Here is a 25901-nt window from a genome sequence, read left to right as displayed (position 1 = left end):
ACGTTTGGTTTCTGCAAACCCGCCGTGTCACCGGTGTTTTTGGCGTGAAATGCTGCGCTTTGGCGTCAGGATTTCACCGCATGTGGCGCAGGTGTGATGGCGCGCCGCTTCAGCACGGCTTCGCGCCAGGTGATGAAGGTGACAGCCGCAAGGATCATACTGCCGCCCAGAACCACCCAGATATCGACGCTTTCGCCAAAGGCCAATGCACCTAGCAGCGTGGCCCAGATCAACTGCAGGAAGGTCACCGGCTGGGTTACCGTCAGCGGTGCCGAGGCGAAGGCCAGCGTCATGGTGTAATGGCCTGCTGTCGCAAAACAGGCGACCCCAAAGAGCACCGTGAGTTCATACAGCGTGGGCGTCACCCAATTGGCCAAAGCAAAGGGGGCCAGCGCAACGGTCACCCAGAGCGACAGCATCGCCACCACCACAGTTGGGTTTGTGCGCCCCACCATGGTCTTGGCCAAAAGATAAGAGATCCCGAAGGCAAACCCTGTGACCAGCATCGCCAGATGTCCGGGAGAGACCTCGCGGAAACCGGGCCGCAGGATCACCACCACCCCCAACAGCGCCACCGCAACCGCGGCGATGCGGCGAAAGGCCAGCTTTTCGCCCATAAAAATCGCAGCGCCCAGCGTCACATAGACCGGCGAGAGGTAGTTCATCGCGGTGACCTCGGCCAGTGGAATGCGGGTCATGGCAAAGAACCACATGATGACCCCAAGCGCATGTACCCCACCGCGCAACGCGAACAGACCGTGTAGTTTCGGGGTCCAGGTCACGGCCCTGAGCGAGCCGATCATCGGGATCAGGAACACCAGCCCCAGTAAGTAGCGCAAGAACGCGCTCTCGGCGGGAGGGATGCGCGGCCCCATGTATTTCACCAGCGCCGTCACCGCCACGAAGTTAAGCCCCGTCACCAGCATCCAGAAGACACCGCGCATGGGATTGGAAGCTGGCTGGCTTGCCATCTCTTTGGTCAGGGTTGCATCGCTCATGGGCGCAAGCAGACACCCATTGCGAGGGCAAGACAACCCTTCACTTGTGAAATATTGTACCTCTTTTTGCGCTGCCGTGATGAGTACACGGACCGTGCCCTGCACGCAGATCCTCAAATGATGCGCTGCTCCAGTTCGCGCGGGTCGCTGACCTCTACGTGCCAGAATGCCTCTGCCCCCTCCGGCAGGCGCGCCAGCACCCGGTCCAGATCCTGCTGTCGGATCGAGCGGCGCAGGGCGCGGGCGGTGGCTTTGATGGCATTTTCTGGCGTCAGATTGTGATGCGGGCGCAGGACCTGTGCTTCGCGGGTCAGGCTGGCGCGGTCGCCAAAGGGCACCGGCGGCTGGCTGATATCCCAGTCTTTGACAAAGATCGCGCGCAGTACCGATGGCAGCACCGACGCAAAGGCCAGTCCTTCTTGCGCTGTCAGTCGGCGGCGAAACACCAGCAATACGCCTTCCACCGCCGTATAGGCGGAATTGTCGGACTGAAGGCTCATCTCTTCTTTGACATCCTCAAGGAAGGCGCTGAATTCTTTTGAAGAATGTCGATATGTCCAAGGCATGGGCATCGGGGGTCTCTGCTTTCTCCGGTGGTTTCTGTGTCCAAGGCACTGCACGCAATGCATGCGCGCAGTCTTGCCTGACGTATCGTTCCTGTCGAGACCTCTTGCCTTTCGCGTTCTGGCGCATATGTTTCTTGGCAGGAGCAACAGAGGAAGACCCTATCCATGATCCAGACCCTTGCCGCACTCGCCCTGTTTGTGTCGCTGCACGTGGTTCTTTATCATGTCCTCTTCCAACGCCTCCGTCCGTCTCGACAGCCTGCATTGGTCCGCCGCTGACGCGCGACCTGTTCTCTCGGACGTCACCCTCAGTTTTCACCCCGGTCGCACCGGGATTGTGGGCCGCAATGGCACCGGCAAGACGACGCTGCTGCGTCTGATTGCGGGGGATCTGCCGCCTGCATCGGGTCGTATCGTGACCACCGGCACGGTCGGTTGGATGCGACAGGACGTGGCCGCGCAGGATCACCTGACAGTAGCAGAGCTGTTTGGCGCGGCCTCCGGTCTGGCGCGGCTGACGCGTGCTGAGGCTGGCTGCGCGAATGCCGCCGATCTGGCCGAGGCCGATTGGACCCTGCCCGCCCGGATGGAGGCCGCGATGCAGCGCTGCGGCCTGTCGCTGCGCCCGGAGGCCACGCTGGCGCAGCTGTCGGGCGGGCAACGCACCCGGCTTGCTCTGGCGGCGCTGCTGTTTCAGGAGCCGGATATCCTGCTGCTGGACGAGCCGACCAATACCCTCGACACCGAAGGGCGCGCCACGGTGCGGCAGGTTCTGCGCGACTGGCGGGGCACCGCACTGGTGGTGAGCCATGATCGCGAACTGCTCGACGACATGGATGCCATCGTGGAGCTGAGCCCGCTTGGGGTCAGTCGCTTTGGTGGGCCCTACAGCCAGTTTCGGGCGGAAAAACACGCAGCCTTGGCGGCAGCGCATCATGATCTGAACGAGGCCGAAAAAGCCCGCAAGGACACCGCCCGCCGCGCCCAGGAGGCCGCCGAGCGCAAGGCGCGGCGCGACAGCGCGGGCAAGGCGGCGCGGGCGTCAGGAAGCCAACCCAAAGTCCTGATGGACAAGGCAAAAGAGCGCGCCGAGGCCTCTAAAGGCGCAGGCGCACGACTGCGCGAGGCGCGGCAGGCGGCGGCGGATGAGGCGCTGGCGGATGCCCGCGCGCGCATCGAAATACTTGAGCCGATCCGCATGGACATCCCCGCAACCGGCGTGCAGCCCACTACACGCATCCTGACCCTGCACGAGATCACTGCTGGCTACGGCCCCCGCGACGTGCTGCGGGATCTGTCGCTGGAGATCACCGGGCCGGAACGGATTGCGCTGCACGGTCCCAATGGCTGCGGCAAGACCACGCTTCTGTCGGTGATCCTCGGGCAGTTGACGCCCCGCGCCGGATCTGTGGAGCGCCACGCAAGTGCCGCGCTATTGGATCAGCATGTGAGCCTGCTGGAGGCCTCCGAGACGCTGGTGGAGAACTTCCAGCGTCTCAGCCCCGCAGCCACCCTGAATGAGGCCCGCGCGGCACTGGCGCGGTTTCGGTTTCGCGCCGAGGATGGCCTGCAAGTGGCGGGGGCACTCAGCAGCGGGCAGCGGTTGCGGGCGGGTCTGGCCTGCACCCTTGGTCGGCTGGTACCGCCGCAGCTATTGGTGCTGGACGAGCCGACCAACCACCTCGACCTAGAAGCGGTTGAGGCCTTGGAAGCCGCGCTGCGGGACTATGACGGCGCGCTCATCGTGGTGAGCCACGACAGCGCGTTTCTCGACCGGATCAACCTGACCCGGAACATCAGCCTGGGGCCTTAACGGTTTGGCAGCGGTATGAATTCCGCGTCATCGCCGGGCGGCAGGTGAAAGCGCGGGTTATTGGCAAAATCGCCGCGCGCCCATGCCTGCTTGGCCTCTTCGATCTTTTCCCTGGAGGAGGCGACGAAGTTCCACCAGATGTGGCGCGGCCCGCCCATGGTCTCGCCGCCCAGCGCCATCAGCCGTGCGCCGTCTGGCCCCGCCGTCACGGTGATCGCATCGCCGGGGCGAAACACCATCATCTGCCCCGCCTCAAAGGTCTGGCCTGCAATCTCGACCGCGCCGCGGGTGATATAAAGCCCGCGATCCTCGTGATTATCCGGCATCGGCAGCTTGGCCCCGGCGTCCAGAATGACATCGGCATAGAAGGTCTCCGACAGCATGGTCACAGGCGCGCGCTCGCCCCAGGCGGAGCCGAGGATCAGCCGCACATCCTTGCCCTCGCCCAAAAGATGCGGCAGCGCCTCTTTGCCGTGGTGTTCAAACACCGGCGTCATGTCTTCCTTGTCTTCGGGCAGCGCGATCCATGTCTGGATGCCAAAGAGGCTGCTGTGCCCCTTACGGGTCGCCTCCGAGGTGCGCTCGGAATGGGTGACGCCATTGCCAGCGACCATCCAGTTGACCTCGCCCGGGTAGATCATCTGATGGGTGCCGAGGCTGTCGCGGTGTTCAAACTCGCCCTGATAAAGATAGGTCACGGTGCCAAGGCCGATGTGCGGATGCGGGCGCACATCGATGCCGCCGCCGGTGATGAACTCTGCCGGGCCCATCTGATCGAAAAAGATGAACGGCCCCACCATCTGACGCCGGGGCGCGGGCAAGGCCCGGCGCACCTCAAACCCGCCGATGTCGCGGGCGCGGGGAATGATCAGCGTCTCGATACTGTCGAGGCTGCCTGCATCGGGGCACTTGGGTTCCAGTGTCGGGTTCCAGCTCATGGGCCTGTCCTTTCCTCGCCGCGTTGCCCTTAAACTAGGCCACGGGTGCCGCTCTGACAGCCTGTTGGTTTTGCACAGACCCTGCGCGCCCGCTCACATCAGGGCGAGTTTCAACGCCAGCGCCAGCATCACCACCCCGATCAGCGCGTCCAGCACCTGCCATGCGCGGGGCCGCGCAAACACAGGCGCCAAGAGCCGCGCGCCGTAGCCCAGCGTGAAGAAGAACACGAAAGAGGCCGTGACCGCGCCAAGGCCAAAGATCCACGCCGGTGTGTATTGCGCCGAGATCGCCCCAAGCAGCACCACCGTATCGAGATAGACATGCGGGTTGAGCCAGGTAAACGCCAGACAGGTCAGCACCGCAGGCAGGAGCGCGGTCTGCACGCCCTGCCCTTCGGTCCTGAGTGCTGCGCCCCCTGTCCACGCCGCCCGGAGCGCGCGCAGCCCGTACCATGTCAGGAACACGACACCGCCAAGGCGCATCGCGGTTTCAAACCATGGCACCGCAGCGGTGAGTGTGCCAAACCCCGCCACCCCGGCGGTAATCAGCAGCGCGTCCGAAAACGCGCAGGTCAACACGATGGGCAGCACATGCTGGCCCCGGATGCCTTGGCGCAGCACAAAGGCGTTCTGCGCCCCAATCGCAAGGATCAGGCTAAAGCCAAGGCCAAAGCCTGCCATCAGGGTCGGCAGCATGTCTGCGGTCATCGGGAGGGGCTGCATGGGACTTTGTCCTTTTGTGTCATTGCGCAACGCCCTAGGGCGGTTGCCTTTGACTAAAGCCGGGGTGTGACGTAATCAAATTAAAGATACTGACCTCAGTTAAGTTTTGCTAATGCGATATGATCCTCTCCAGCTGGCCGCGCTTTCCGCGGTGCTTGATCTTGGCAGCTTTGATGCGGCGGCGGCGGCGCTTGGCGTGACGCCCTCGGCGGTCTCGCAGCGGATCAAGGCGCTGGAGGATCGGGTGGGCACGCCGCTGGTGAACCGCACAAGCCCCTGCACCGGCACCGAAACCGGGCTGCGCATTGCCAAACATGCCGAGGATATCGCCCTGCTGGAGCGCCGCCTCAGCCGGGATCTGTCGCTGGAGACCACCGAAAAACCGGCGCGGCTGAAGGTTGCGGTCAATGCCGACAGTCTCGCCACATGGTTTGTGCAGGCGATGGTCGCGGCGGATGATGTGCTGTTTGATCTGGTGATCGACGATCAGGACCACAGCACGGAATGGCTGCGCCGTGGGGTGGTCTCTGCCGCCGTGAGCGCAGACTCCCGCGCGGTCACCGGCTGTGATGTGCATGCGCTGGGGCGGCTGTCTTATGTGGCCACGGCCAGCCCCACTTATATGGCGCGCTGGTTCCCGGAGGGGCTAACGACTGAGGCGGCCCGTCGCGCGCCCTGTATGGTGTTCAACGCCAAGGACCGGCTGCAACATCGCTGGCTGGATCGCCATGTTGCGCCGGGCATCGTGCCGCCTGCGCATTCCCTCTCCTCCACACAGGCGTTTCTGGATGCGGCGGCAGCCGGGCTGGGCTGGGGAATGAACCCGGAGGTTCTGGCGCGCCCCTATCTGGCGCGTGGAGATCTGGTGGAGTTGGTGCCCGGCAGCCAGCTGGATACGCCGCTTTATTGGCAGGTGAGCCGGATCATGGCCCCTGCCCTGCGCGAGATCACCTGCGCGGTCCGTTCGGCTGCCGCAGATATGTTGCGACAGGATCGCTAGGCTGGTCGCAGAGTGCGGACAGCTGCTAGGCTGGCGGTATGCTGTTGTTGCGTCCTCCCAAAGGGTCCTTTGCCCATAGCGTGTGGGTCCGGCTGATTGTGCCGCGCGCGCTGCTGCTAGCGGCGTTTTGGAGCATGAACCAGAGCCTGCAACTGCCGGTCTGGCTGGCCTATCTGCTGGTGGCGGGGGATGCGATTTTCTTGCTATGGCAGATCGCGCGCTATCACAGCGCGGCCGAGGCCCATATTCGCGACACTGGCGCGATGGCCCCGATCTGGGGCGGCTATCTGCTCTGCCTGTTGGCGATCCTCTCCAGTGCAACCCTTTGGTGGAACACGGTGTTGATTGCACATCGCCCACCGCCCGAAGAACAGCATAGCGAACAGATGCGGCGCGCGCGCGAGGCGCTCTATACCCTGACGCGCAGCCCGGATGGCCGCAGCATCACCTTTGACGGCGAGATCACCTTTGGGCTGAAGGCGCGGCTTTCTCAGATGTTGGACCTCTCCCCCGGCATTGATGAAATCCGCCTGAACAGCCCCGGGGGCCACATCTATGAGGCGCGCGGCGCGGCACAAGTGATCGCGGCGGCTGGGCTCGATACCCTTGTTCAGGGAGAGTGCAGTTCGGCCTGCACCCTGTTGTTCATGGCAGGACATCAACGTCGCCTCGCGCCGGAGGCGCGGCTTGGATTTCACGGGTACGGATTGTCCGAGGACGTGAACCTACCCGGCTATGATATTGATCGCGCGCAGGAAAAGGATCGCGCCAGTTTTATCGCGCAGGGTATGCAGCCAGAGTTTGCGGCGCGGGTTTTTGATATGCCCCCGAACCGCATGTGGTACCCCAAAGAGCCGATATTGCGCGCCGCAGGCGTGTTGCGCCCCTAACGCGGCCACACCTGAGAGGCCTCCGTCCATGAGGGTTGGGTTTGGCGGCTTACAGATTAGTTGTATTATACAACCATGAATCAACTCCCTGATACCTCCCGTATCGACAAAATGCGCGCGGCCGCCCGTCACATCGTGCGCGAACTTGGCTTTATGCAAAAGGGCTTGGCCGGGACGGCTCTTTCACCTTCGGCGGTGCATACGATCCTTGAGATTGGCTATGGCACGGTGGCGACGGCCAGCGCGCTGGGACCCCTGTTGCATCTGGAGAAATCCTCGGTCAGCCGCCTGCTGCAAAGGCTGGAGTCCGACCATCTGATTGAGGGGATATGTGATACCTCTGACAGGCGATCGCGCCGGTTGAGCCTGACCCCAAAAGGGCGCGATCTGCTGCGTGAGCTGGAACACTTCGGCAGGCAGCAGTTTCGCGCGGCACTGGATAGAACCTCCGCCAATGAGGCACAGACAATCGAAGCTGGCCTGTCACTGCTCGCCGATGCCTTGCGGGCATCCGGAGCGCAAAAGAAACCTATCGTTCAAGAGGTGCGCTGGCATCAGGGCTACAGCCCCGGTGTCATCGGCACGGTGAGCGCGCTTCATGCTGCATATTATGCGCAAAACTATGGGTTTGGCGCGGTGTTCGAGCGCAAAGTCGCAAGCGAGATGTCTGAGTTCATGTCCCGCATCGAATCCTCGGCGAATACGGTGTTTTGTGCCTATCAGGGGGAAGAGCTTTTGGGGTCCGTATCCCTTGATGGGCAGGATTTGGAGGACGGCACCTGCCATTTACGCTGGTTTATCGTCAGCCCCAAGGCGCAGGGCCTTGGGATTGGCGGAAGGCTGATGGAAAAGGCGGTGAATTTTGTGGATACCCAAGGGTATCGGATCACGCGGCTCTGGACCTTCAAAGGCCTAGATGCTGCGCGCCACCTCTATGAAAAACATGGCTTTTGCCTCACCCATGAGGCGCCGGGCGCACAATGGGGCACCGAGATGATCGAACAGGAGTTTGAGAGGACCCGCGCATAACGTGCCCGATCTTTCATTCACGCTAGGCTAGATAACCAAAAACGGGGGTGCTCCCGCCCCTTTTTGAGGTGTGGCAAAGCCACCCCCAAAAGCGTTGGACCCGGCGGGGGCCGCGCCAAAGGCGCGGCCCCCGCCCCCTCGCGATGCGCAAAGCGCAGCGCAAAACCTCAAACAAGGCGGATCAAGGCGCCTTCGGACCAGTAGGCCAGAGACAGAACGAAAACGGCCCCGACCAAAGCAGTCGGAGCCGTCACATCCTACGCGTGATCCGGTCGGATCAGAGCTGCGCCATCACCTCGTCGGAGGCCTCGAAGTTGGTGGTGACGCGTTGCACGTCATCGTCATCTTCAAGCGCGTCGACCAGCTTCATCAGCTTCTGCATGCCTTCCAGATCCAGCTCGGTGGTGGTGGTCGGCTTCCAGATCAGCTTGGTGCTCTCGGATTCGCCCAACTCCCCCTCCAGCGCGTTGGACACCTCATTGAGGTCCGTGTCGGCGCAAAAGATCACGTGACCGTCCTCAGAGCTTTCAACATCCTCGGCACCGGCCTCGATCGCGGCCATCATGACGGTATCGGCATCGCCCACCTCAGCCGGGTAGGTGACCTCACCCTTGCGCTCGAACATGAACCCCACGGAGCCCGTCTCGCCAAGGTTGCCGCCGTTCTTGGAAAACGTCGAACGCACGGTGGAGGCGGTGCGGTTCTTGTTGTCGGTCATGGTTTCAACGATCACCGCAACACCGTTGGGGCCGTAGCCCTCATAGCGGATCTCATCGTAATTCTCCGCGTCACCGCCGGTGGCCTTCTTGATGGCGCGGTCGATCACGTCCTTGGGCACCGAGTTCGACTTGGCTTCCTTGACAGCAAGACGCAGGCGCGGGTTTTTCTCGGGATCCGGGTCGCCCATCTTGGCGGCGACGGTGATTTCTTTGGAAAGTTTGGAGAAGAGCTTGGACCGCGCAGCATCCTGGCGACCTTTACGGTGCTGGATGTTTGCCCATTTGGAATGGCCTGCCATGGTGCATCCTGTGTTTTGATTTCAGAAACTGGCGCTCATATAGCCCCGGAGCGCACAGGCTTTCAAGGCAGGGCTTTGAGGGGAGGCCCTCAGACCGCATGGCGTTGACGGGCGATGCATTGCTCAGAAGGCAGGGTCTGTTGCGCCAAGCCTAGGTCTTTAGTGGATTTTCTGCTGATCTGGTCGGGCAGGCAGGGGAGCCATTGCGATGCAATACCTATCCGGAGAACGCGCAGAGCCAAGGGGTTTTATCCCGCAAAGGATAGAAACCCAGAGGCTCGATCTGCGACTTGCGCGCCGTGACGATGCCACTGCACTTGCGGACGTGCGCAGCAAAAACCACGCAGAGCTATGGCCATGGTTTCATCAAGAGATGGGGACCACAGCTGAAGAATCCAGCCCGGACTGGCAGAGCCAGCGGCTCACACGTGATATCGACGCATTAAACCGGCGCCAGCGCTTGCCTTACATCATCTGGCAGCAAAAGCAGCTGATCGGTCGGATCGATGTGATCCCGCATTGGCACGAGGCGCGATTCCGGCTCGCTTACTGGATCAGCAACACGCATCAAGCCAAGGGCTATGGCAGTGAAGCGGTCACCGCTGTCACCCAGATGGCATTTCGCGCACTCGGGGCACAGCGTGTCACCACCGGCCATGCCGCCCACAATCGGGCCAGTGCCGCACTCGCACGTCGGCTGGGGTTTCAACCCTATGCCCGCCAACCAAATGCCTGCCTGTTGCCGGATGGCTCAAGCGTCGATGGGTTGGGGTATGAGCGGCGAAATTCTGAGCGCTTGCCTGAGGTGGGCGCGCGGTGGCGTTGACAGGCATGGGCCGATTGATGCGGATTTCATTTCAACGCCTTGCCAGCGCGACGCCAGCAGCTAGAGTGGCCGCATGACATTGGACCAGACCCTGCTTTTCAGCCTTTTCGCCGCCGTTTTTGGCCTCCTGCTCTGGGGCAGGTTTCGCTATGATTTGGTGGCGTTCGCCGCGCTGATGGTGGCGGTGGTGCTGGGGCTGGTGAAGACCGAAGACGCCTTTGCGGGCTTTGGTCATCCGGCCACATTGGTGGTGGCACTGGTGCTTGTGGTCTCGGCAGGGCTGGTAAAATCCGGTGCGGTGCATCTGATCACCCGTACGCTGGTGGACCAGAGCCGCGCGCTTGGGGCGCATATCGCCCTGATGGGCAGCGTGGGTGCGGTGCTCTCGGCGTTTATGAATAATGTGGCGGCGCTGGCGCTGTTGATGCCGGTGGATATTCAGACCGCACGCAAGGCCGGGCGTGCGCCGGGGCAAAGCCTGATGCCCTTGTCCTTTGCCACTATCCTTGGCGGGATGGCCACTCTGATCGGCACGCCGCCCAACATTATCATCGCCACAATCCGCCATGATACATTGGGCGCGCCGTTCAAGATGTTCGATTTTGCCCCCGTCGGCCTCGCGGCGGCGGCGGCGGGTCTGGCCTTTGTGGCGCTGGTGGGCTGGCGGCTGATCCCGGACCGCTCTGGCGCGGCAGGCGCAACCGAGAGCCAGCTTGCCCCCTATGTGGCGGAACTGACAGTGCCCGAAGAATCTGAGCTGATCGGCCAGCGGCTCGGCAGTCTGGATACCGAGGCCGAGAAGGCCGATGTGGCCATTCTTGGACTGATCCGAAGCGGCCAGCGCCGCTATGGTCGCGCCTCGGGCGCGCTGTTGCAGGCGGGCGATACCATTGTGCTGGAGGCCACGCCCGAGGCGCTGGATGAGTTCCGCACTACCCTGAAACTCGATTTCTCAGATGCGGCGCGCGAAGAAAAGCTCAAGGCCGCAGGCGATGGGCTGGAGTTGATCGAGGTGGTGGTGCCGGAGCATTCCCGCATTGCTGGCCGCAGTGCTCAGGCCGTGGGGCTGGCGTGGCGGCAAAGCGCGGTTCTGTTGGGCATCGCCCGGCAGGGCGAGCGGCTGAAAAAGCACCTGCGCCAGACCGAAGTGGCCGCGGGTGACATTCTGCTGATCCTGTGCCCACGTGATCGCGGCGCAGAGGTGGCAGACTGGCTGGGCTGTCTGCCGCTCGCGGCGCGCGGCCTTTCGGTGACGGCAAATGACAAGACATGGTGGGCCATTGGTCTCTTCGCGGCGGCGGTTCTGGCGGCCTCGGTGGGGCTTGTGTATTTGCCGATTGCACTGGGGCTGGTGGCGATTGGCTATGTGTTGTTGAAAATCCTGCCGGTGGCAGAGATCTATGACCACGTGGAATGGCCGGTGGTGGTGCTCTTGGGGTCGATGATCCCGCTGGGGCAGGCGCTGGAGAAGTCCGGCGGCACCGAACTCTTGGCCAATGGGCTGGTGGATCTGACGGCGGGGATGCCCGCGTGGGCGATCCTGACGGTGCTGATGGTGGTGACGATGACGCTGTCGGATGTGCTCAACAACACGGCCACGGCGATCGTGGCGGCCCCGGTGGGGATTTCCATGGCCAATGCGCTGGATGTCTCGCCCGATCCGTTTCTGATGGCCGTGGCCGTGGCGGCCTCGGCAGCATTCCTGACCCCCATCGGGCATAAGAACAACACGCTGGTACTGGGTCCGGGGGGATATCGGTTTGGCGACTATTGGCGCATGGGGCTGCCGCTGGAGATCCTCGTGATCGCCGTGTCGATCCCCGCAATCCTGTTCTTCTGGCCGCTCTGATCAAAGCCACAAAAGGAAGTTATATAAGGGAGGGGGTGCTCCCGCCCCTTTTGTGAATGTGGCAAAGCCACCTCCAAAAGCGTTGGGCCCGGCGGGGGCCGCGCCAAAGGCGCGGCCCCCGCCCCCCCGCGACGCACGAAGGTGCGGCGCAAAACCTCTGACCAACACTTCGCATAATCCGGCTTGTCCGCTTTCTCTCACTGCGCCCGAACTGGCGTGCCCTCACGGCAGCTCTACACGCAAGGATTGCGCGGCGCGGCCCCTTGCGCCTAGGCTCAGAACCACAGGCATTGCCAATCGGGGAGGAGCGCCATGGCCGCTGCGCAGAGAGACAACAGCGCCGATGTCATCGTGATCGGAGCCGGGCTGGCGGGGCTGGTGGCTGCAAATGAGCTGGCAGACCGGGGCAAGCGGGTGATCCTTCTGGAGCAGGAGCCTGCCCATTTCCTCGGTGGTCAGGCGCATTGGAGCCTTGGCGGGCTCTTCATGATCGACACGCCCGAGCAGCGCCGCATGGGCATTCGCGACAGCCTCGATCTGGCGCGGCGGGATTGGGCTGGCAGCGCGCAGTTTGATCGCCCCGAGGACGATTACCCCCGGCGATGGGCCAAGGCTTATCTGGAGTTCGCCGCCAGCGACATGCGCCCGTGGCTGCACGGTCTGGGCCTGCGCTGGTTTCCCGTGGTGGGCTGGGCCGAGCGCGGCGATGGTCGCGCCGAGGGGCATGGCAACTCGGTGCCGCGTTTTCACATCACATGGGGCACCGGGCCGGGCGTCGTTGCCCCCTTTGCCCGACGCATTGAGGCGCATATGAGCGCTGGTCGCATAGATGCGCGCTTTCGCCATCAGGTCAGCCACATCATCCAGCAGGGCGGCCAGATTAAAGGCGTTTCGGGCGAGGTGCTGGCCGAGGACACCAGCCCCATCGGTGCGCAAACCAACCGGCAGGAGGTGGGCGAGTTCGAGGTTTACGCCCCCTCGCTTATTGTGGCCTCGGGCGGCATCGGAGGCAATCTGGAGATGGTGCGCGCCAACTGGCCCACCGAACGCCTCGGCCCCGCGCCCAGCCGCATGGTTTCGGGCGTGCCTGCCCATGTGGACGGGCGCATGCTGAAGGTGGCGCAATCCGCAGGCGGCCATATCATCAATGGCGATCGCATGTGGCACTACTGCGAGGGGCTGAGGAACTGGGACCCGATCTGGCCCAACCATGGCATTCGCATCCTACCCGGTCCCTCATCCCTGTGGTTTGATGCCCATGGCACCCGGCTCCCCGACCCGGCGCTGCCGGGGTTTGACACGCTGGGCACGCTGAAGGCGATCCTGGCGAGCGGTCAGGACTACAGCTGGTTCATCCTGAGCCAGAAGATCATCCAGAAGGAATTCGCCCTCTCCGGCTCCGAGCAGAACCCGGACCTCACCTCTGGCAAATGGGCCGAGGTGCTGCGCGCGCGGCTGTTGTCCGGCGGCAAGGCCCCGGCCCCGGTGGAGGCCTTCAAGAAACATGGCGCAGATTTTGTGATGGCAGAGACTCTCTCGGATCTGGTGCGGGGCATGAATGAGATCGGCGATGTGGCGCTGGATGAGGCGCATATCCGAGCACAGATCGAGGCGCGGGATGCGCAGGTCGACAATGGCTTTGCCAAGGACCGTCAAATTCAGGCGATCCATGCGGCGCGCAACTATCGCGGCGACCGGCTTATTCGCACGGCCAAGCCGCACCGCCTGCTGGACCGCGCCAACGGGCCGCTGATTGCGGTGCGGCTGAGTATTCTCACCCGCAAAACACTGGGCGGTTTGCACACCACGCTGGACAGCCAGATGATCGGCGCAGACGGCGCGCCCCTGCCCGGCCTGTTTGCGGTGGGCGAAGCGGCGGGGTTTGGGGGCGGAGGCTATCACGGCTACAACGCGCTGGAGGGCACATTTCTGGGCGGCTGCCTGTTTTCCGGTCGGCAAGCCGGACGCTCGGATCAGATCGCCTGACCGATGCTAGAGATGATTGCACGCCCGTTGAGCGCATCTTTGGCTGGCGCCATGCCACTGTGATGAGATACTCAATACCAATGCCCCTACACCCGGAACCCATCTATTTTTACGCTCAAACAGACCCTTACGCGGAGTTTTCAAACTTTGCCCCCTATGGTGTGGCGTTTGACGGCACATGGTGGCGCACGGTGGAGCATTACTTTCAGGCGATGAAGTTTCATGACGCCGACCACCGCGAACGCATTCGCCGCTGTCACAAGCCAAAAGCGGCCAAAGCCCTTGGCATGACACGCGCCATACCGCTGCGCGCGGATTGGGAAGAGGTCAAGGATGACATCATGCTTACCGCTGTCCGGTGCAAATTCCAGACCCACGCGGCACCCCGGCAGCTCCTTCTGAGCACCGGGGATGCACCTCTGATTGAAAATGCGCCGATGGATGCCTATTGGGGCTGTGGCCCGGATGGGCGCGGTCTCAATAAGCTGGGCCAGATCCTGATGACGGTTCGAAGCGAGCTGTCAGGCAACGTGAGCGTCGGCAACTCCTGACCGAAGCGCAGAGCGGGTCAGGAAGCGCCCCTCCTGACCACATGTCTTAGCCGCTGGTCTCAACAAGGCTGTCTTTCTTGACTTCGCGGCTGTAGCGCAACAGTTCGCTGCCCTCGCTGTCCACCAGGATCAGCGCCTTCGGCTCCATGCGGTAGCTGGTCACCTGTGCAAGAAGCGAGAGCACCTTTTCTTCCTGCTCTGCCAGTCCTTCGGGGCAGGCCATCATGGTGCCTGCAAGCTTGTCCGGAAAGCTGATCTCTCGGCCTTTGATCTCCACTTCACCCATAAAGCGGTTACATCCGGCGCTGGTGCCAAAACGGCCATCCTCAGTAAAGCTCAAATCGAGGCCGCGCCCTTCCAGCGGGGCCTCACCCTCAATCTGACTTAGCGTCCATTCGGTATTGGCAAGCGGTGGTTTCGCAGGCTCCGTGGCACGGGTCTGCGCCCCTATTCCAATGGCGGAGGCTGCCACCAGAACGGCGGCGATAAAGGCTCTTCGGGTTGTCTTCATGGGTCCCATTCCCAATTTTGTCTGTCTCGTAAGACAAACGTGGGAAGCGGCGGGTTCCGTCGCAAGGGGAATTGCGAAACATGCAGGCGGGATGCGCGAAAAGACGCGCATCCCAGCGTTCAGGTGCCTAGAGGGGCCACAGCAGCGGAATAACCGCCGAGACCAGCAATCCCATCGAGAGATTGAGCGGAATGCCCACCCGCAGGAAGTCCGAGAACTTGTAGCCGCCGGGGCCATAGACCAGCATATTGGTCTGATAGCCAATGGGCGTGGCAAAGGAGGCCGAGGCTGCAATCATCACCGCAATCACCAGCGGGCGCGGATCAAGTCCCATCGCCTGAGCGAGGCCAACCGCAATCGGCGTGACCACTACGGCCACCGCATTGTTTGAGACGAGTTCCGTCAGCACGGAGGTCAGCAGATAGACCGCCCAGACAAGGAAGAATGGCGGCAAATCCGCGAGCAGCGGCGAGATCCCACTGACGATGAGTTTGACCGCACCGGAGCTTTCCAATGCGGCCCCGATGGCCAACATGGAGAAGATCAGCGCCAGCAAACGCCCGTCAACAAAGGAAAATGCCTCATCCGCGTCGATACAGCGGGTTGCCAGCACCAGCGCCACCGCAAGGATCGACAGCATCAGGATGGGCGCAAGGCCAAAGGCTGCGGCTATCACGATCCCGACCATCGCGGCCACGGCCACTGGCGCATGGCTGCGCCGATAGGCGCGCTGCGTGGGCTGGGAGACATCGGCCATGTCCATCTCGGCGGCAAGGCGCTGGATGTCGCCGGGCGCGCCCTCCAGAAGCAAGGTGTCGCCCACGCGCACCACCAGATCGTCGAGCTGCACGCCGATGTTCTGATTGCGCCGGTGCACCGCCAGCACATAGACGCCATAGCGGCGGCGTAGACGCATGGCGCCGAGGCTGCGGCCCACCATACGGCAGCCCGGCGTGATCAGCACCTCGACCGTTTTGGTCTCCACTGCGGAGACCTGATCGACGCGCTTCAGTTCCTTGTTGCGTTGCAGGCTCAGAAGTTCGGTCATCTTGGTGCGCAGAACCACGCGGTCGCCCACCTGAAGCTCCACCCCTTCGAGATTGCGGCGCAGGGAGTCATCGCCCCGGATCACGTCGATCAGCCGCACGCCGGGACGCTTAAAGAGCTGCACGCCGGTGACTTCGCGTCCGATCAGGTTGCTGTCGGGGGGGATCACCGCTTCGGTAAAGAACTTCATCTTGGAGCGATCCGAGAGCATCATCGCCATGCTGTCCCGTTCGGGCAACAGGCGCGGCGCGATAAAGCGCAGATAGATCAGCCCCCACGTGACCACCACAATGCCCAAAGGCGTGACCTCAAAGATCGAGAAGGGCTTCAGGCCCTGCGCGCGGGCCACCCCATCGACCAGCAGGTTGGTGGAGGTGCCGATCAAGGTGAGCGTGCCGCCCAGAACCGCCGCATAGGACAGCGGAATCAACATCTTGGAGGGCGATACATTGAGCGTGCGCGCGATCTGGATAAAGACCGGGATCATCACCACCACTACGGGCGTGTTGGACACAAAGGCCGAAGCGATCACCACAAAACCCATCAAAAGCGCAATTGCCATCTTTGGGCTGACCTCGGCCTGCTTTTGTGCAACAGCTGTGAAAGCACTCAGTGCCCCGGTGCGCACCAAGGCCCCCATGATCAGGAACATCGCCGCGATGGTCCATGGTGCCGGGTTTGCCAGCACCGGCAGTGCTTCTGCGTAGGGCAACACGCCGGTGATCAGCATGAGCGAGACGCCGCAAATGGCCACCACCTCGGTGGGGTAGGTTTCACGCAGGAAGGCCACGAACATCCCAAGGACGATCAGTAAGGCCAGAATGGCGCTTGTGGTGTCACCCGATTGAAAGAGAAACATACAGATCCACTATGTCAGGGTCGCACCCACCACACTCCGGGGCGGGGCTTCAGCCAACGGGCAGTTTCACCGATCTGGCAGCGCGCAGCAAGCGATTGTCGCAGCAAAAATTCAGTGAATGCAGCAAGATCGGCGCATGTGGCACACCTGACGGGCTTGCCCCCCATCGCGCAGTTTGCCCCGAAGGGTTCCGGATGCGCCTTTCAGTGGTCTCACAGTGAAAAATAAGCCCTGCCCAGTTAAGTCTGCCCAGTTAAACCTACCCAGCGGCGGGGGTGCTCCCGCCCAAGACACGCCACTCTGGCTTGCGCCAGAGAAACGGTCTCGGTTGGGCCGGGCCGCGCACGCTGTGCGTGCGCGGCCCGGCCCAACGGGAGGAGGGCTTTTGTCAAAAAGCATGACGACGGGCGGGAGGACCACCGGTTTTGCGTAGCGCGCCCGGGATTAGGGTGCGGCCTGCTGCAAGAGGCCACCCTGACGCACCATCTCGATGCGTTTGGCGGCACCGGTGCGATCATCGGTTTCCACATAAACGCCCGAAAGCGTCGCGGCACCGGAGGCGGGCGTAAAGCGCCCTTTGGGCATGCCAGTGAGGAAACGGCGCATCGGTTCCGCCTTATCCATGCCGATCACGGAATTATAGTCGCCGCACATGCCCGCATCGGTCAGATAGGCGGTGCCGCCTTCCAGGATCTGCGCATCGCCCGTCGGCACATGGGTATGTGTCCCAACCACAAGCGATGCCTTACCATTGCAAAAATGCCCCATCGCCATCTTCTCGGAGGTGGCCTCGCAATGCATATCGACAATGATCGCCTGCGCCAGCCCACCACGTGGATGCGATTTCAGCACGCCCTCGACCGCCCCAAAAGGATCATCAAAGGCGCGTTTCATGAACACCTGCCCCAGCGCCTGCAGCACCAGAACCTTTTGACCGCCGCGTGCGGTGAACAACCGATGCCCCCGCCCCGGTGCGCCCTTGGCAAAGTTCAGCGGCCGCACGATGCGGCTGTCCTGCTCGATGTACTGGAGCATGTCCTTTTGATCGAAGGCATGATCGCCAAGCGTCACGCAATCGGCGCCCGCGTCAAACAGGATCTTGGCATGTTCACCCGACAGCCCCATCCCGTTGGAGGCATTCTCGCCATTCACCACAACAAAATCGAGCCGCCACTCCTCGCGCAGACGCGGCAGGGTTTCGCTCACCGCCGCACGTCCCGCGCGGCCCATCACATCGCCTAGAAACAGAATTCGCATGCCCCCGGAATAGGCGCAGTGGCGGCGCGCCACAAGGGCAAAGCCTGCGGTTTTCTGCCCTCACTGTCGCGCCTGCGGGCAAACCGTACAGGCGTCACTGTTTTGCGCTGGCCAACAATCCCGCCCTTTGCGCAGAATTTCTCCCTCCTATCCTTATGGACCGACCCAAGATGTGCGGCTTTTTAATAAAAGAGTTGCGTACTGGCCGCAGGCCGACAAGTCTGACCCTCATATCCAAGCGCAGCCAATCCCAGCGCCGCCGTAATTTTTCAGACGAGTCCAAAACATGTCCACACCGGTATTGAACCTTGATCCTGACACCCTCTTGATGGCTTCGCGCGACGCCCGCGCCGCCGCAGAGCCGCTGGCAGCGGAGTATCAAGCCCGCGCACCGTTCAATTATGGCGGTTACGACAACTTCCTGAACCCGGAAATTCTGGAGCGTGTGCGCGAGGAGCTGAAACAGCTGCCAGAAGCTGCCAACAGCTATGACCGCCCGCAAGAACGGCTGAAGACCTCTTATGTGCCCGAGCGCCTGCCAATGTATACGCGACAGTTGTTCTATGCACTGAACTCGCGCCCGGTGATTGCCTTTATCGAGGAACTCACCGGTATCAAAGGACTGATCCCAGACCCTTATTTTGCAGGCGGCGGCATTCATGTGGTGGCCAATGGCGGCCATCTGGATATCCACGCGGATTTCAACCATCACGCGGGCCTCAATCTGGAACGCCGGGTCAATCTGCTGATTTATCTCAACAAGGATTGGCGCGAGGAATATGGCGGCTCCTTTGAGGTCTGGGACGAGAATATGTCTGGGAAACTGGCCAGTTACGTGCCGCTCTTTAACCGGATGTGCATGTTCTCCACCTCTTCTGAGAGCTGGCATGGCAACCCCGAGCCGGTGAATCACCCCGATGGCGAGCCGCGCATGTCGATCGCGCTTTATTACTACACCGCCACATGGGACAGCACCCGCAAGAGCCATACCACGCTGTTCAAACCGCGCCCCGGCTCGAAAGACCAGCGTGACCGTCAGGTGGCCCGCCGAGAGCTGCTGCAAGACCTGCTGCCTCCGGTGCTCCACCGCAAATTGGCATGGCGTCTGGAAAAGCTGGGGTTCTGAGCCCAGTTGTGTTCAGGCACGCTTTGGCGTTGCAAAAATAATCTGTTGAGCGCCAAAGCGCTCAACTCTACGCTCTTCGTGCAATCCAAGACAGGATAGCAGTCTGCAAGAGGCATCATTTGCACTTTGCGTTTCGGCGATAATGCAGGGCAAGCGCTTTGTGATTAGTGCGTACTCAAGCACTTTTTGGCAAGCTTCTGTCGCATATCCGCGCCCCCAGAAGTCAGGCAGGAATTGATAGGACAGTTCGAAATCCTGTCCGTCCTTATGCGGTGTCAGTGTCACTATTCCAATGGAGATGCCCTCTGCATTCACCAGCCAGATCGGGAGCGTGGTTGACAGATAGGCCTCAAACCTGTGCGCCCATTGATCCTTAGCAATTGGGCCGCCGAGATATCTGCGCACCTGCGGATGAGAAATCAGCTCGCAAAAGAACCCGTAATCCGAGCGATTCAGAGCACGGAGGCGCAGTCGGCGCGTCGTCAACTCCTGCATATTCACCCCCCTACCTGCGTTTGAAATCCAGCACCCGGCTCTCGGTCACGATCATGTCGAGCGGCTGGTCGGTGGGCTCCAGCGGCAGGCCTTCGGTCTCTTGCGCATCAAAGGCAAAGCCGATTGCAAGGGTGGCGCGGCGCGCGCGCAAACGTTCCAGCGTGCGGTCGTAAAAACCGCCGCCATAGCCCAGCCGGTTGCCCGCCGCATCAAAGGCCACCAGTGGCACGATCAGGATTTCGGGGTCGAAATAATCGTCCACTTCCGGGACCTTGGCGCCAAAAGGTCCAGCTCGCAGCGCGCCCTCTGGTTGCCAGCGGCTGAACTCCAGCGGCAGGCCCGCGCCCTGAATGACCGGCACGCCCACGGGACCATGGGCCGCGGCCTCGGCCATGACAGCCACCGGGTCAATCTCGGTTCGGATCGCCATATATCCCGCCAGCGGCACGCCACGATAGCCCGCAAGCACCTCGGCCAGATGGCCCGCCGCGCCGGGGCGTTGCGCTTCAAACGCGCCCTTGCGACGCACAAAAGCCGCCTTGCGCGCCGCAGCCTTGATCGCCGCCAAATCGGCCGCATTGTGATCCGTCTCGCTCATGTCCTGCTCCTGCCGACCTGTTACAGCAGTACCGCACCCGCAAGGCCAAGGAAGGCGAAAAAGCCCACAACATCCGTCACCGTGGTCACAAATGCGCCCGAGGCCAGCGCCGGGTCGACACCGATACGGTCAAGAATAACCGGGATCACCGTGCCTGCGAGCCCCGCGACGACAAGGTTGATCACCATTGCGGCAGCGATCACCACACCAAGCATCGGCGTGCCGAACCAGACCACCCCGATGATGCCCATCACCACCGCAAAGATGGCGCCATTGATCAGCCCCACCAGCACCTCGCGCCGGATCACCCGCCAGACGTTTGATCCGGTCAGGTCGCGGGTCGCCAGCGCGCGCACGGCCACCGTCAGCGATTGCGTCCCGGCATTGCCGCCCATGGAAGCCACGATGGGCATGAGCACGGCCAGCGCCACAAACTGCGCAATCGTTGCCTCAAACTGCGCAATCACCAATGAGGCAAAGATCGCGGTGACCAAATTGACCGCAAGCCACGGAAAACGCTGTTTGGTGGTCTCGGAGACCCGGTCCGAGAGGCTCCCCTCGCCAACACCGGCCAGACGCAGGATGTCTTCTTCGTGTTCCTCGTCCAGCACCGCCATCGCATCGTCGATGGTAATGGCACCGACCAGCCGTCCGTCCTCATCCACCACCGGCGCAGAGATCAGGTGATACTGGTTGAAGGCATAGGCCACGTCTTCTTCGTCCTGCGCCGCCGGGATGACCTGAAAGGTCTCCTCGATGATCTCGATCAGGGGCTTGGTGCGGCGCGAACTCATCAGCCGCCCCAAGGTCACCTGCCCCACGGGATGCATACGCGGGTCGACGATGACCACGTGATAGAATTGCTCGGGCAGCTCTTCTGCCTCGCGCATATGGTCGATGGCCTGCCCCACGGTCCAGTGTTCGGGCGCGGTCACCACCTCGCGCTGCATCAGGCGGCCTGCGGAGTTTTCCGGATAAGAGAGCGACTGCTCGATAGCGACCCGGTCACTGTCTTCGAGTGCGTCAAGAATCGCTTCTTGTTGCGGCTCTTCCAGATCCTCCAGAAGGTCGACCACATCGTCACTGTCCAGATCGCGCACCGCATCCGCCAGTACCTGCGGGGTCAGGGCGGAAATGACTTCCTCACGGATGGATTCATCCAGTTCCGATAGGATGTCGCCGTCGAACTCCTTGTCATAGAGCCGGATCAATCGACCCCGATCAAACGCGTTGATCTGTTCCAAAAGGTCAGCGATGTCAGCCGGGTGCAGCGGCTCCATCAGCTCTACAAGCGCCTCGCGGTCGTCGCGATCCAGCGCAAAGAGGATCTGCGCGACCCGCTTACGATCCAGCTCGTAAGCGTCTTCGCCCGTGGGTTCTGTCTCGGGGGTGTTCTCGCCTGTGGTCATTCGCAGCCCTCCGGTTTACCTGAGTTACCTGTCTAAAGGATGCATGCGGGCAAAAACAACGGCCCATCAGCAATTTACCCTCACCGCGCAGAGCCCTATCCTCTGTGCAACTGATTTGACAACAGATGTGACACCGCAATGAAACAAGATCTCATTCTTCTGGGCCGAGTGCTGTCTTTTTCGGCATCCCCTTTTGATGCGGCCGGCCCCGAAGCCGCCGTGGAACAGCACGAGGCCATTGCTATGCGCGGCGGCAAAATCGTGGCGCTCGGCAGCCGTGCTGCGCTCACCAAGGCGCTGCCAGAGGCGGAGATCGTTGATCACGGCAACAAGCTGATCATACCGGGGTTTGTCGACGCGCATGTGCATTATCCGCAGACCGCGATCATCGCCAGCTGGGGCAAGCGGCTGATCGACTGGCTCAACACCTACACCTTCCCCGAGGAAATGCGGTTTGGCGATGCGGTGTATGCGGCGGAGATCGCGGCGCGCTATCTGGATTTGACTACCGCCTGCGGCACCACGACGGTGGCGAGCTACTGCACCATCCATCCCGAAAGCGTCGAGTCGCTGTTTCAGGCGGCGCAGGCGCGCGGGCAGCGGGTGGTCGCAGGCAAGACCTGCATGGACCGCAACGCCCCCGAGGGCCTGCGGGATACGCCACAGAGCGCCCATGACGACAGCGCCGCGCTGATCCAGCGCTGGCACGGTGTCGACCGGATCACCTACGCCATCACGCCGCGGTTTTCGCCCACCTCAACCCCGGAACAGCTCGAAGCACTCGGCGCGCTTTGGGCCGCGCAGCCCACCTGTCTGATGCAAACCCATCTGAGCGAGCAACTTGACGAGATCGAATGGGTGCGCAGCCTTTATCCCGAGGCGCGCGACTATCTCGACACGTACGAACAATTTGGCCTTCTGCGTGAGGGCGCAATCTTTGGCCACGCCATCCATCTGGAACCGCGCGAACGCGACCGGCTGCGCGAGACCCGCGCAAGCCTCATTCATTGCCCCACCTCCAACACCTTCATCGGCTCCGGCCTTTTTGACATGCAGGGGCTGATACACGAGGGGCAGCGCATCGGCCTCGCGACCGACACCGGCGGCGGGTCGAGCTTTTCAATGCTGCGCACCATGGCCGCCGCCTATGAGGTCGCTCAACTGCGCGGCACGCCTTTGCATGCGGCGCAACTGCTGTGGCTGGCGACCCAGGGCTCTGCCACGGCGCTCGGACTTCAGGACAAGGTCGGTAATCTCGCGGTGGGCATGGAGGCTGATCTGGTGGTGCTCGATCTTGCCTCAACCCCCGCCATTGCCCAGCGCGCCAACCGCGCGACTGATCTCTGGGAAGCGCTGTTCCCAACGCTGATGATGGGCGATGATCGCGCCATCGCAGAGGTCCGCATCAATGGCCGCAAGGCCCACTGAAGGCCCCGCTAAACCCCAATGAAATAACAAAGGGCGGCGCCACCCCAAGCTCTTCTAACTCAAAATATCCCGGAGCGCGAGGCAGAGCCTCGCATCCTCCAACCTTCAAGCCAAACGCTCAGGCCCCGTTGGCCAGAGCTTGCGTCATCTCGCCATGCCGACGGATCACCGCCGAGAGGTCCAGCGTGGTCATACGGCCCCAAGCCACCACCTGACGCCCCTCGACAAAAAGGTCGCGCACCTGTCGCGGCCCCGCCAGAACCAATGCCGCTGGATCCCAGCTTCCGCTTGACGCAAGGCCAGAGACATCCCAGACCGCCAGATCCGCGCGTTTGCCGACCGCAATACGCCCGCAATCCGGCCGACCCAACACATCCGCACCGCCCCGGGTGGCAATCTCCAGCGCCTCATAGGCGGACATGGCATCCGCGCCATTGGCGACCCGCTGCAGCAACATCGCCTGTCGCGCCTCATCCCAGAGGTTGGAAATATCGTTGCTGGCAGATCCATCCACCCCAAGCCCAACCTTGACGCCCGCATCCCGCATCTGGCGCACCGGCGCGATACCGCTGCCAAGGCGGCAGTTGGAACACGGACAATGGGCCACGCCCGTGCGTGTTTTGGCAAAGAGATCAATCTCTTCCACGTCCAGTTTCACGCAATGCGCGTGCCAGACATCATCGCCGGTCCAGCCCAGGTCCTCGGCGTATTGACCGGGGCGGCAGCCAAATTTCGCCTCGCTATAGGCGATGTCCTCGTCATTCTCCGCCAGATGGGTGTGCAGCATCACGCCCTTGTCGCGCGCCAGCACCGCCGCGTCGCGCATCAGCTCCCGGCTGACCGAGAATGGCGAACAGGGCGCCAGCCCCACCCGGCACATGGAGCCTTCGCTGGGATCGTGAAACGCATCCACCACCCGGATCATATCCTCAAGAATGTCGGCTTCGCGCTCCACCAGAGCATCGGGCGGCAGGCCGCCGTCGCTTTCACCGATGCTCATTGCGCCACGGGTGGGATGAAACCGCAGCCCCACCTCGGCCGCGGCATGGATGGTGTCGTCCAGCCGTCCACCGTTGGGAAAGAGATAGAGATGATCCGAGGTCAGGCTACAGCCCGACAGCGCCAGTTCTGCCAGACCAAGCTGGGTCGAGACCTGCAAATGCTCCGGCCCCATGCGCGACCAGATCGGATAAAGGGTCTGCAACCACCCAAACAGCAGCGCATCCTGCCCACCCGGCACGGCGCGGGTGAGGTTCTGATAGAGGTGGTGATGGGTGTTGACGAGCCCCGGCGTCACCACGGTGCCGCTGGCGTCCACGGTCGCCTCTGCCCCTTGCAGGCCCTGCCCGATCTCAACAATAACACCGTCCCGCACCCGGATGTCGGCGGATTTCAACACCCGCCGGTCATCATCCATAGTCAGCAGGGTTTCGGCATTTTTCAAAAGAAAATCAGTCACGACTTCACGCTCCAAAATCTGCCCGTTTCATAAGGTGGAGGTGAAGAGACGCCGACGGAATACGGGCAAAGGACTCGGCGCAGATCTATTGCTATCCCAGCCGCCGCTAAAAGAGCAAGTCAGGCAATCCGTTAAACAGCTTCTGCAATTGCCGTGAAAACATGTGCTTGCCCGTAATCCATCACGCGCGCTGCAACAATGCCAGTGCGGCTGCGTGAATTTCAGGGTTTGCAGCAGCAAGCGCGCGACCGCCATCATGAGCCGGGCCGCCCTCCCAATTGGTGACAATGCCGCCTGCGGCCTCAATCACCGCGATAGGAGCTTGGATATCATAGGCGTTTAATCCAGCCTCGATCACCAGATCCACAGTTCCCGCCGCCAATAGCGCATAGGCGTAGCAATCCATGCCATAGCGGGTCAGTTTGACGTGGCGCGCGACACGTTCAAACCCGGCGCGATCCTCCGTGGTGCCGACCTCTGGGAAGGTGGTGAACAGGATGGCATCCTCAAGCGCATTGGTCTTTCGGGTGTGCAACGGGCGCGTGCCATGGGGGCCGATCACCTGAGCATGCCCCCGGCAGCCCTCGAACCGCTCACCGATATAGGGCTGATCAATGATGCCCAGCATCGGACCGTTTGCATCCGACAGCGCAATCAGCACCCCCCAAGTGGGTGTACCACTGATGAAACCGCGCGTGCCATCAATCGGGTCAAGCACCCATGTCCGCCCGCTATCGCCTGTCGTGGGCCCAAATTCTTCGCCGAGAATACTGTCTTCGGGGCGCAACTCGGCCAGCACGGCGCGCATGGCCTCTTCGGCGGCGCGATCCGCAACTGTCACCGGATCAAAACCCGCATCCAGTTTATTGTCTGCGGTAGTGGCCGTGTTACGAAAATGCGGCAAGATCGCTTCTCGGGCCGCATCCGCCAAACGGCGCGCGACTTCCAGATCGGAGAGATTGGCGGAATAGGTCATGACACGAGGCCCCGTCATTGAATTGGCAAGCCTCAATCGCGTGCCACGAGAGGCGTGAGCATTTCAAGTCCAAAGCACTTAGGCACGCAACCGGGTGCGGGGCCTGCGCATGAAAAAGGCCGCGCAATGCGGCCTAGATCCTTCGCAGTCAGCTGTTACCTCAGGCGACGTCGCTGAGGACGCGCGCGAGTTCGAACAGTCGGCGACGCTGGTTTTCTGGGATAGCGTAGTAAGACCGCACCAGATCCAGAGCTTCCTTGTCGCCCATAAGATCCGCAGGAACGCGGGCTTTTTCGGGGACCACTTTCGCAGTTTCATCCTGCAGCCCTTCAAAGAAGAAGCTGATATTTACATCCAGCGCGTCAGAAATATCCCAAAGCCGGGAAGCACTGACGCGGTTTGCGCCGGTTTCGTACTTCTGGATCTGTTGGAATTTAATCCCAACCTTTTCTGCCAATTGCTGCTGAGTCATGCCAATAAGCCAGCGACGGTGCCGAATGCGTTTGCCAACGTGAATGTCGACGGGATGTGCCATTTGTAGTATCTCCC

Annotated in this window: 24 protein-coding genes; 10 read left to right on the top strand and 14 right to left on the bottom strand. The window is 62.1% G+C overall.

The window, feature by feature from the left end:
- Nucleotides 1-65: 65 nt before the first annotated feature.
- Nucleotides 66-998, bottom strand: coding sequence for a DMT family transporter (locus tag K529_RS04675; protein ID WP_198528087.1), 933 nt, complete (start codon nt 996-998; stop codon nt 66-68).
- 113 nt (nt 999-1111) lie between these two features.
- Entirely contained in the window at nt 1112-1570 is a 459-nt protein-coding gene (locus K529_RS04670; RefSeq protein ID WP_005615177.1) for a DUF2267 domain-containing protein, read from the bottom strand.
- A 217-nt stretch (nt 1571-1787) separates the two neighbouring features.
- Here K529_RS04670 and K529_RS04665 point away from each other — a divergent pair, with 217 nt between their 5' ends.
- Complete coding sequence (locus K529_RS04665) at nt 1788-3377, top strand: ABC-F family ATP-binding cassette domain-containing protein (RefSeq protein ID WP_046001991.1); 1590 nt, start codon at nt 1788-1790, stop codon at nt 3375-3377.
- On the opposite strand, the gene K529_RS04660 is transcribed toward K529_RS04665, so the two are convergent.
- The gene (locus K529_RS04660; RefSeq protein ID WP_046001990.1) at nt 3374-4315 is read right to left on the bottom strand and encodes a pirin family protein; all 942 of its coding nucleotides are present in this window, start codon (nt 4313-4315) and stop codon (nt 3374-3376) included. The two genes, K529_RS04665 and K529_RS04660, sit on opposite strands and share 4 nt — an antisense overlap.
- Nucleotides 4316-4408: 93 nt before the next feature.
- Complete coding sequence (locus K529_RS04655; RefSeq protein ID WP_080929559.1) at nt 4409-5038, bottom strand: LysE/ArgO family amino acid transporter; 630 nt, start codon at nt 5036-5038, stop codon at nt 4409-4411.
- 112 nt (nt 5039-5150) lie between these two features.
- Here K529_RS04655 and K529_RS04650 point away from each other — a divergent pair, with 112 nt between their 5' ends.
- The 3 genes from K529_RS04650 (at nt 5151) to K529_RS04640 (ending at nt 7957) form a co-directional block, all read left to right on the top strand.
- A complete protein-coding gene (locus K529_RS04650; RefSeq protein WP_046001989.1) occupies nt 5151-6038 on the top strand; it encodes a LysR family transcriptional regulator ArgP in 888 nt (295 codons plus the stop codon).
- A 38-nt stretch (nt 6039-6076) separates the two neighbouring features.
- Nucleotides 6077-6928, top strand: coding sequence for a COG3904 family protein (locus K529_RS04645; protein ID WP_005670506.1), 852 nt, complete (start codon nt 6077-6079; stop codon nt 6926-6928).
- A gap of 75 nt (nt 6929-7003) precedes the next feature.
- A complete protein-coding gene (locus K529_RS04640; protein ID WP_005670502.1) occupies nt 7004-7957 on the top strand; it encodes a helix-turn-helix domain-containing GNAT family N-acetyltransferase in 954 nt (317 codons plus the stop codon).
- Nucleotides 7958-8234: 277 nt separating this feature from the next.
- On the opposite strand, the gene K529_RS04635 is transcribed toward K529_RS04640, so the two are convergent.
- On the bottom strand, nt 8235-8975 hold the full coding sequence (locus K529_RS04635; protein ID WP_005665681.1) for a YebC/PmpR family DNA-binding transcriptional regulator: 741 nt from the start codon (nt 8973-8975) through the stop codon (nt 8235-8237).
- Between the two features lie 208 nt (nt 8976-9183).
- On the opposite strand from K529_RS04635, the gene K529_RS04630 reads away from it, so the two are divergent.
- The 4 genes from K529_RS04630 to K529_RS04615 all read left to right on the top strand — a co-directional run bounded on the left by K529_RS04630 (nt 9184) and on the right by K529_RS04615 (nt 14187).
- A complete protein-coding gene (locus tag K529_RS04630) occupies nt 9184-9801 on the top strand; it encodes a GNAT family N-acetyltransferase (protein WP_005665685.1) in 618 nt (205 codons plus the stop codon).
- A 73-nt stretch (nt 9802-9874) separates the two neighbouring features.
- Nucleotides 9875-11650 (top strand): SLC13 family permease, encoded by a 1776-nt coding sequence (locus tag K529_RS04625; RefSeq protein ID WP_046001988.1) that lies wholly within the window; start codon nt 9875-9877, stop codon nt 11648-11650.
- Between the two features lie 312 nt (nt 11651-11962).
- A complete protein-coding gene (locus K529_RS04620) occupies nt 11963-13636 on the top strand; it encodes an FAD-binding dehydrogenase (RefSeq protein ID WP_046001987.1) in 1674 nt (557 codons plus the stop codon).
- 80 nt (nt 13637-13716) lie between these two features.
- The gene (locus K529_RS04615; RefSeq protein ID WP_005626282.1) at nt 13717-14187 is read left to right on the top strand and encodes an NADAR family protein; all 471 of its coding nucleotides are present in this window, start codon (nt 13717-13719) and stop codon (nt 14185-14187) included.
- Nucleotides 14188-14233: 46 nt separating this feature from the next.
- Here the strand turns inward: K529_RS04615 and K529_RS04610 are convergent, their stop codons facing one another.
- The 3 genes from K529_RS04610 to K529_RS04600 all read right to left on the bottom strand — a co-directional run bounded on the left by K529_RS04610 (nt 14234) and on the right by K529_RS04600 (nt 17861).
- Nucleotides 14234-14698: an META domain-containing protein gene (locus tag K529_RS04610; RefSeq protein WP_005626280.1), complete on the bottom strand. Its 465-nt coding sequence runs from the start codon at nt 14696-14698 to the stop codon at nt 14234-14236.
- A gap of 127 nt (nt 14699-14825) precedes the next feature.
- Nucleotides 14826-16604 (bottom strand): SLC13 family permease, encoded by a 1779-nt coding sequence (locus K529_RS04605; RefSeq protein ID WP_046001986.1) that lies wholly within the window; start codon nt 16602-16604, stop codon nt 14826-14828.
- Nucleotides 16605-17048: 444 nt separating this feature from the next.
- Nucleotides 17049-17861, bottom strand: coding sequence for a TIGR00282 family metallophosphoesterase (locus K529_RS04600; protein WP_005651140.1), 813 nt, complete (start codon nt 17859-17861; stop codon nt 17049-17051).
- 286 nt (nt 17862-18147) lie between these two features.
- Here K529_RS04600 and K529_RS04595 point away from each other — a divergent pair, with 286 nt between their 5' ends.
- Nucleotides 18148-18987 carry a 2OG-Fe(II) oxygenase gene (locus K529_RS04595; RefSeq protein WP_005651142.1) on the top strand — a complete coding sequence of 280 codons (840 nt, stop codon included), beginning with the start codon at nt 18148-18150 and terminating at the stop codon, nt 18985-18987.
- A 12-nt stretch (nt 18988-18999) separates the two neighbouring features.
- Here the strand turns inward: K529_RS04595 and K529_RS04590 are convergent, their stop codons facing one another.
- From K529_RS04590 to mgtE, 3 genes are read right to left on the bottom strand one after another with little or no spacing between them, the layout of a single operon-like run.
- Nucleotides 19000-19482 carry a GNAT family N-acetyltransferase gene (locus tag K529_RS04590; RefSeq protein ID WP_005651143.1) on the bottom strand — a complete coding sequence of 161 codons (483 nt, stop codon included), beginning with the start codon at nt 19480-19482 and terminating at the stop codon, nt 19000-19002.
- Nucleotides 19483-19492: 10 nt separating this feature from the next.
- Nucleotides 19493-20080, bottom strand: a complete 588-nt coding sequence (locus K529_RS04585; RefSeq protein WP_046002802.1) for a 5-formyltetrahydrofolate cyclo-ligase — start codon at nt 20078-20080, stop codon at nt 19493-19495.
- 20 nt (nt 20081-20100) lie between these two features.
- Complete coding sequence (mgtE, locus tag K529_RS04580) at nt 20101-21489, bottom strand: magnesium transporter (RefSeq protein ID WP_046002801.1); 1389 nt, start codon at nt 21487-21489, stop codon at nt 20101-20103.
- Between the two features lie 138 nt (nt 21490-21627).
- Between mgtE and guaD the strand changes: the two genes are divergently transcribed.
- Nucleotides 21628-22917, top strand: coding sequence for a guanine deaminase (gene guaD / locus K529_RS04575; protein WP_046002800.1), 1290 nt, complete (start codon nt 21628-21630; stop codon nt 22915-22917).
- 118 nt (nt 22918-23035) lie between these two features.
- Here guaD and K529_RS04570 read toward each other — a convergent pair whose 3' ends face one another.
- From K529_RS04570 to K529_RS04560, 3 genes are all read right to left on the bottom strand, one after another.
- The gene (locus K529_RS04570) at nt 23036-24376 is read right to left on the bottom strand and encodes an 8-oxoguanine deaminase (RefSeq protein WP_040643053.1); all 1341 of its coding nucleotides are present in this window, start codon (nt 24374-24376) and stop codon (nt 23036-23038) included.
- A 181-nt stretch (nt 24377-24557) separates the two neighbouring features.
- A complete protein-coding gene (gene hisN, locus K529_RS04565) occupies nt 24558-25352 on the bottom strand; it encodes a histidinol-phosphatase (protein ID WP_005638573.1) in 795 nt (264 codons plus the stop codon).
- Between the two features lie 160 nt (nt 25353-25512).
- Nucleotides 25513-25887 carry a helix-turn-helix domain-containing protein gene (locus K529_RS04560; protein ID WP_005638576.1) on the bottom strand — a complete coding sequence of 125 codons (375 nt, stop codon included), beginning with the start codon at nt 25885-25887 and terminating at the stop codon, nt 25513-25515.
- Between the last annotated feature and the right edge of the window lie 14 nt (nt 25888-25901).

The sequence above is a fragment of the Tritonibacter mobilis F1926 genome (assembly GCF_000376545.2).
GTDB classification, from domain to species: Bacteria; Pseudomonadota; Alphaproteobacteria; order Rhodobacterales; family Rhodobacteraceae; genus Epibacterium; species Epibacterium mobile.
The sequence above is the reverse complement of the archived record's forward strand: the minus strand, read 5'-3'. Positions and strand labels throughout refer to the sequence as shown.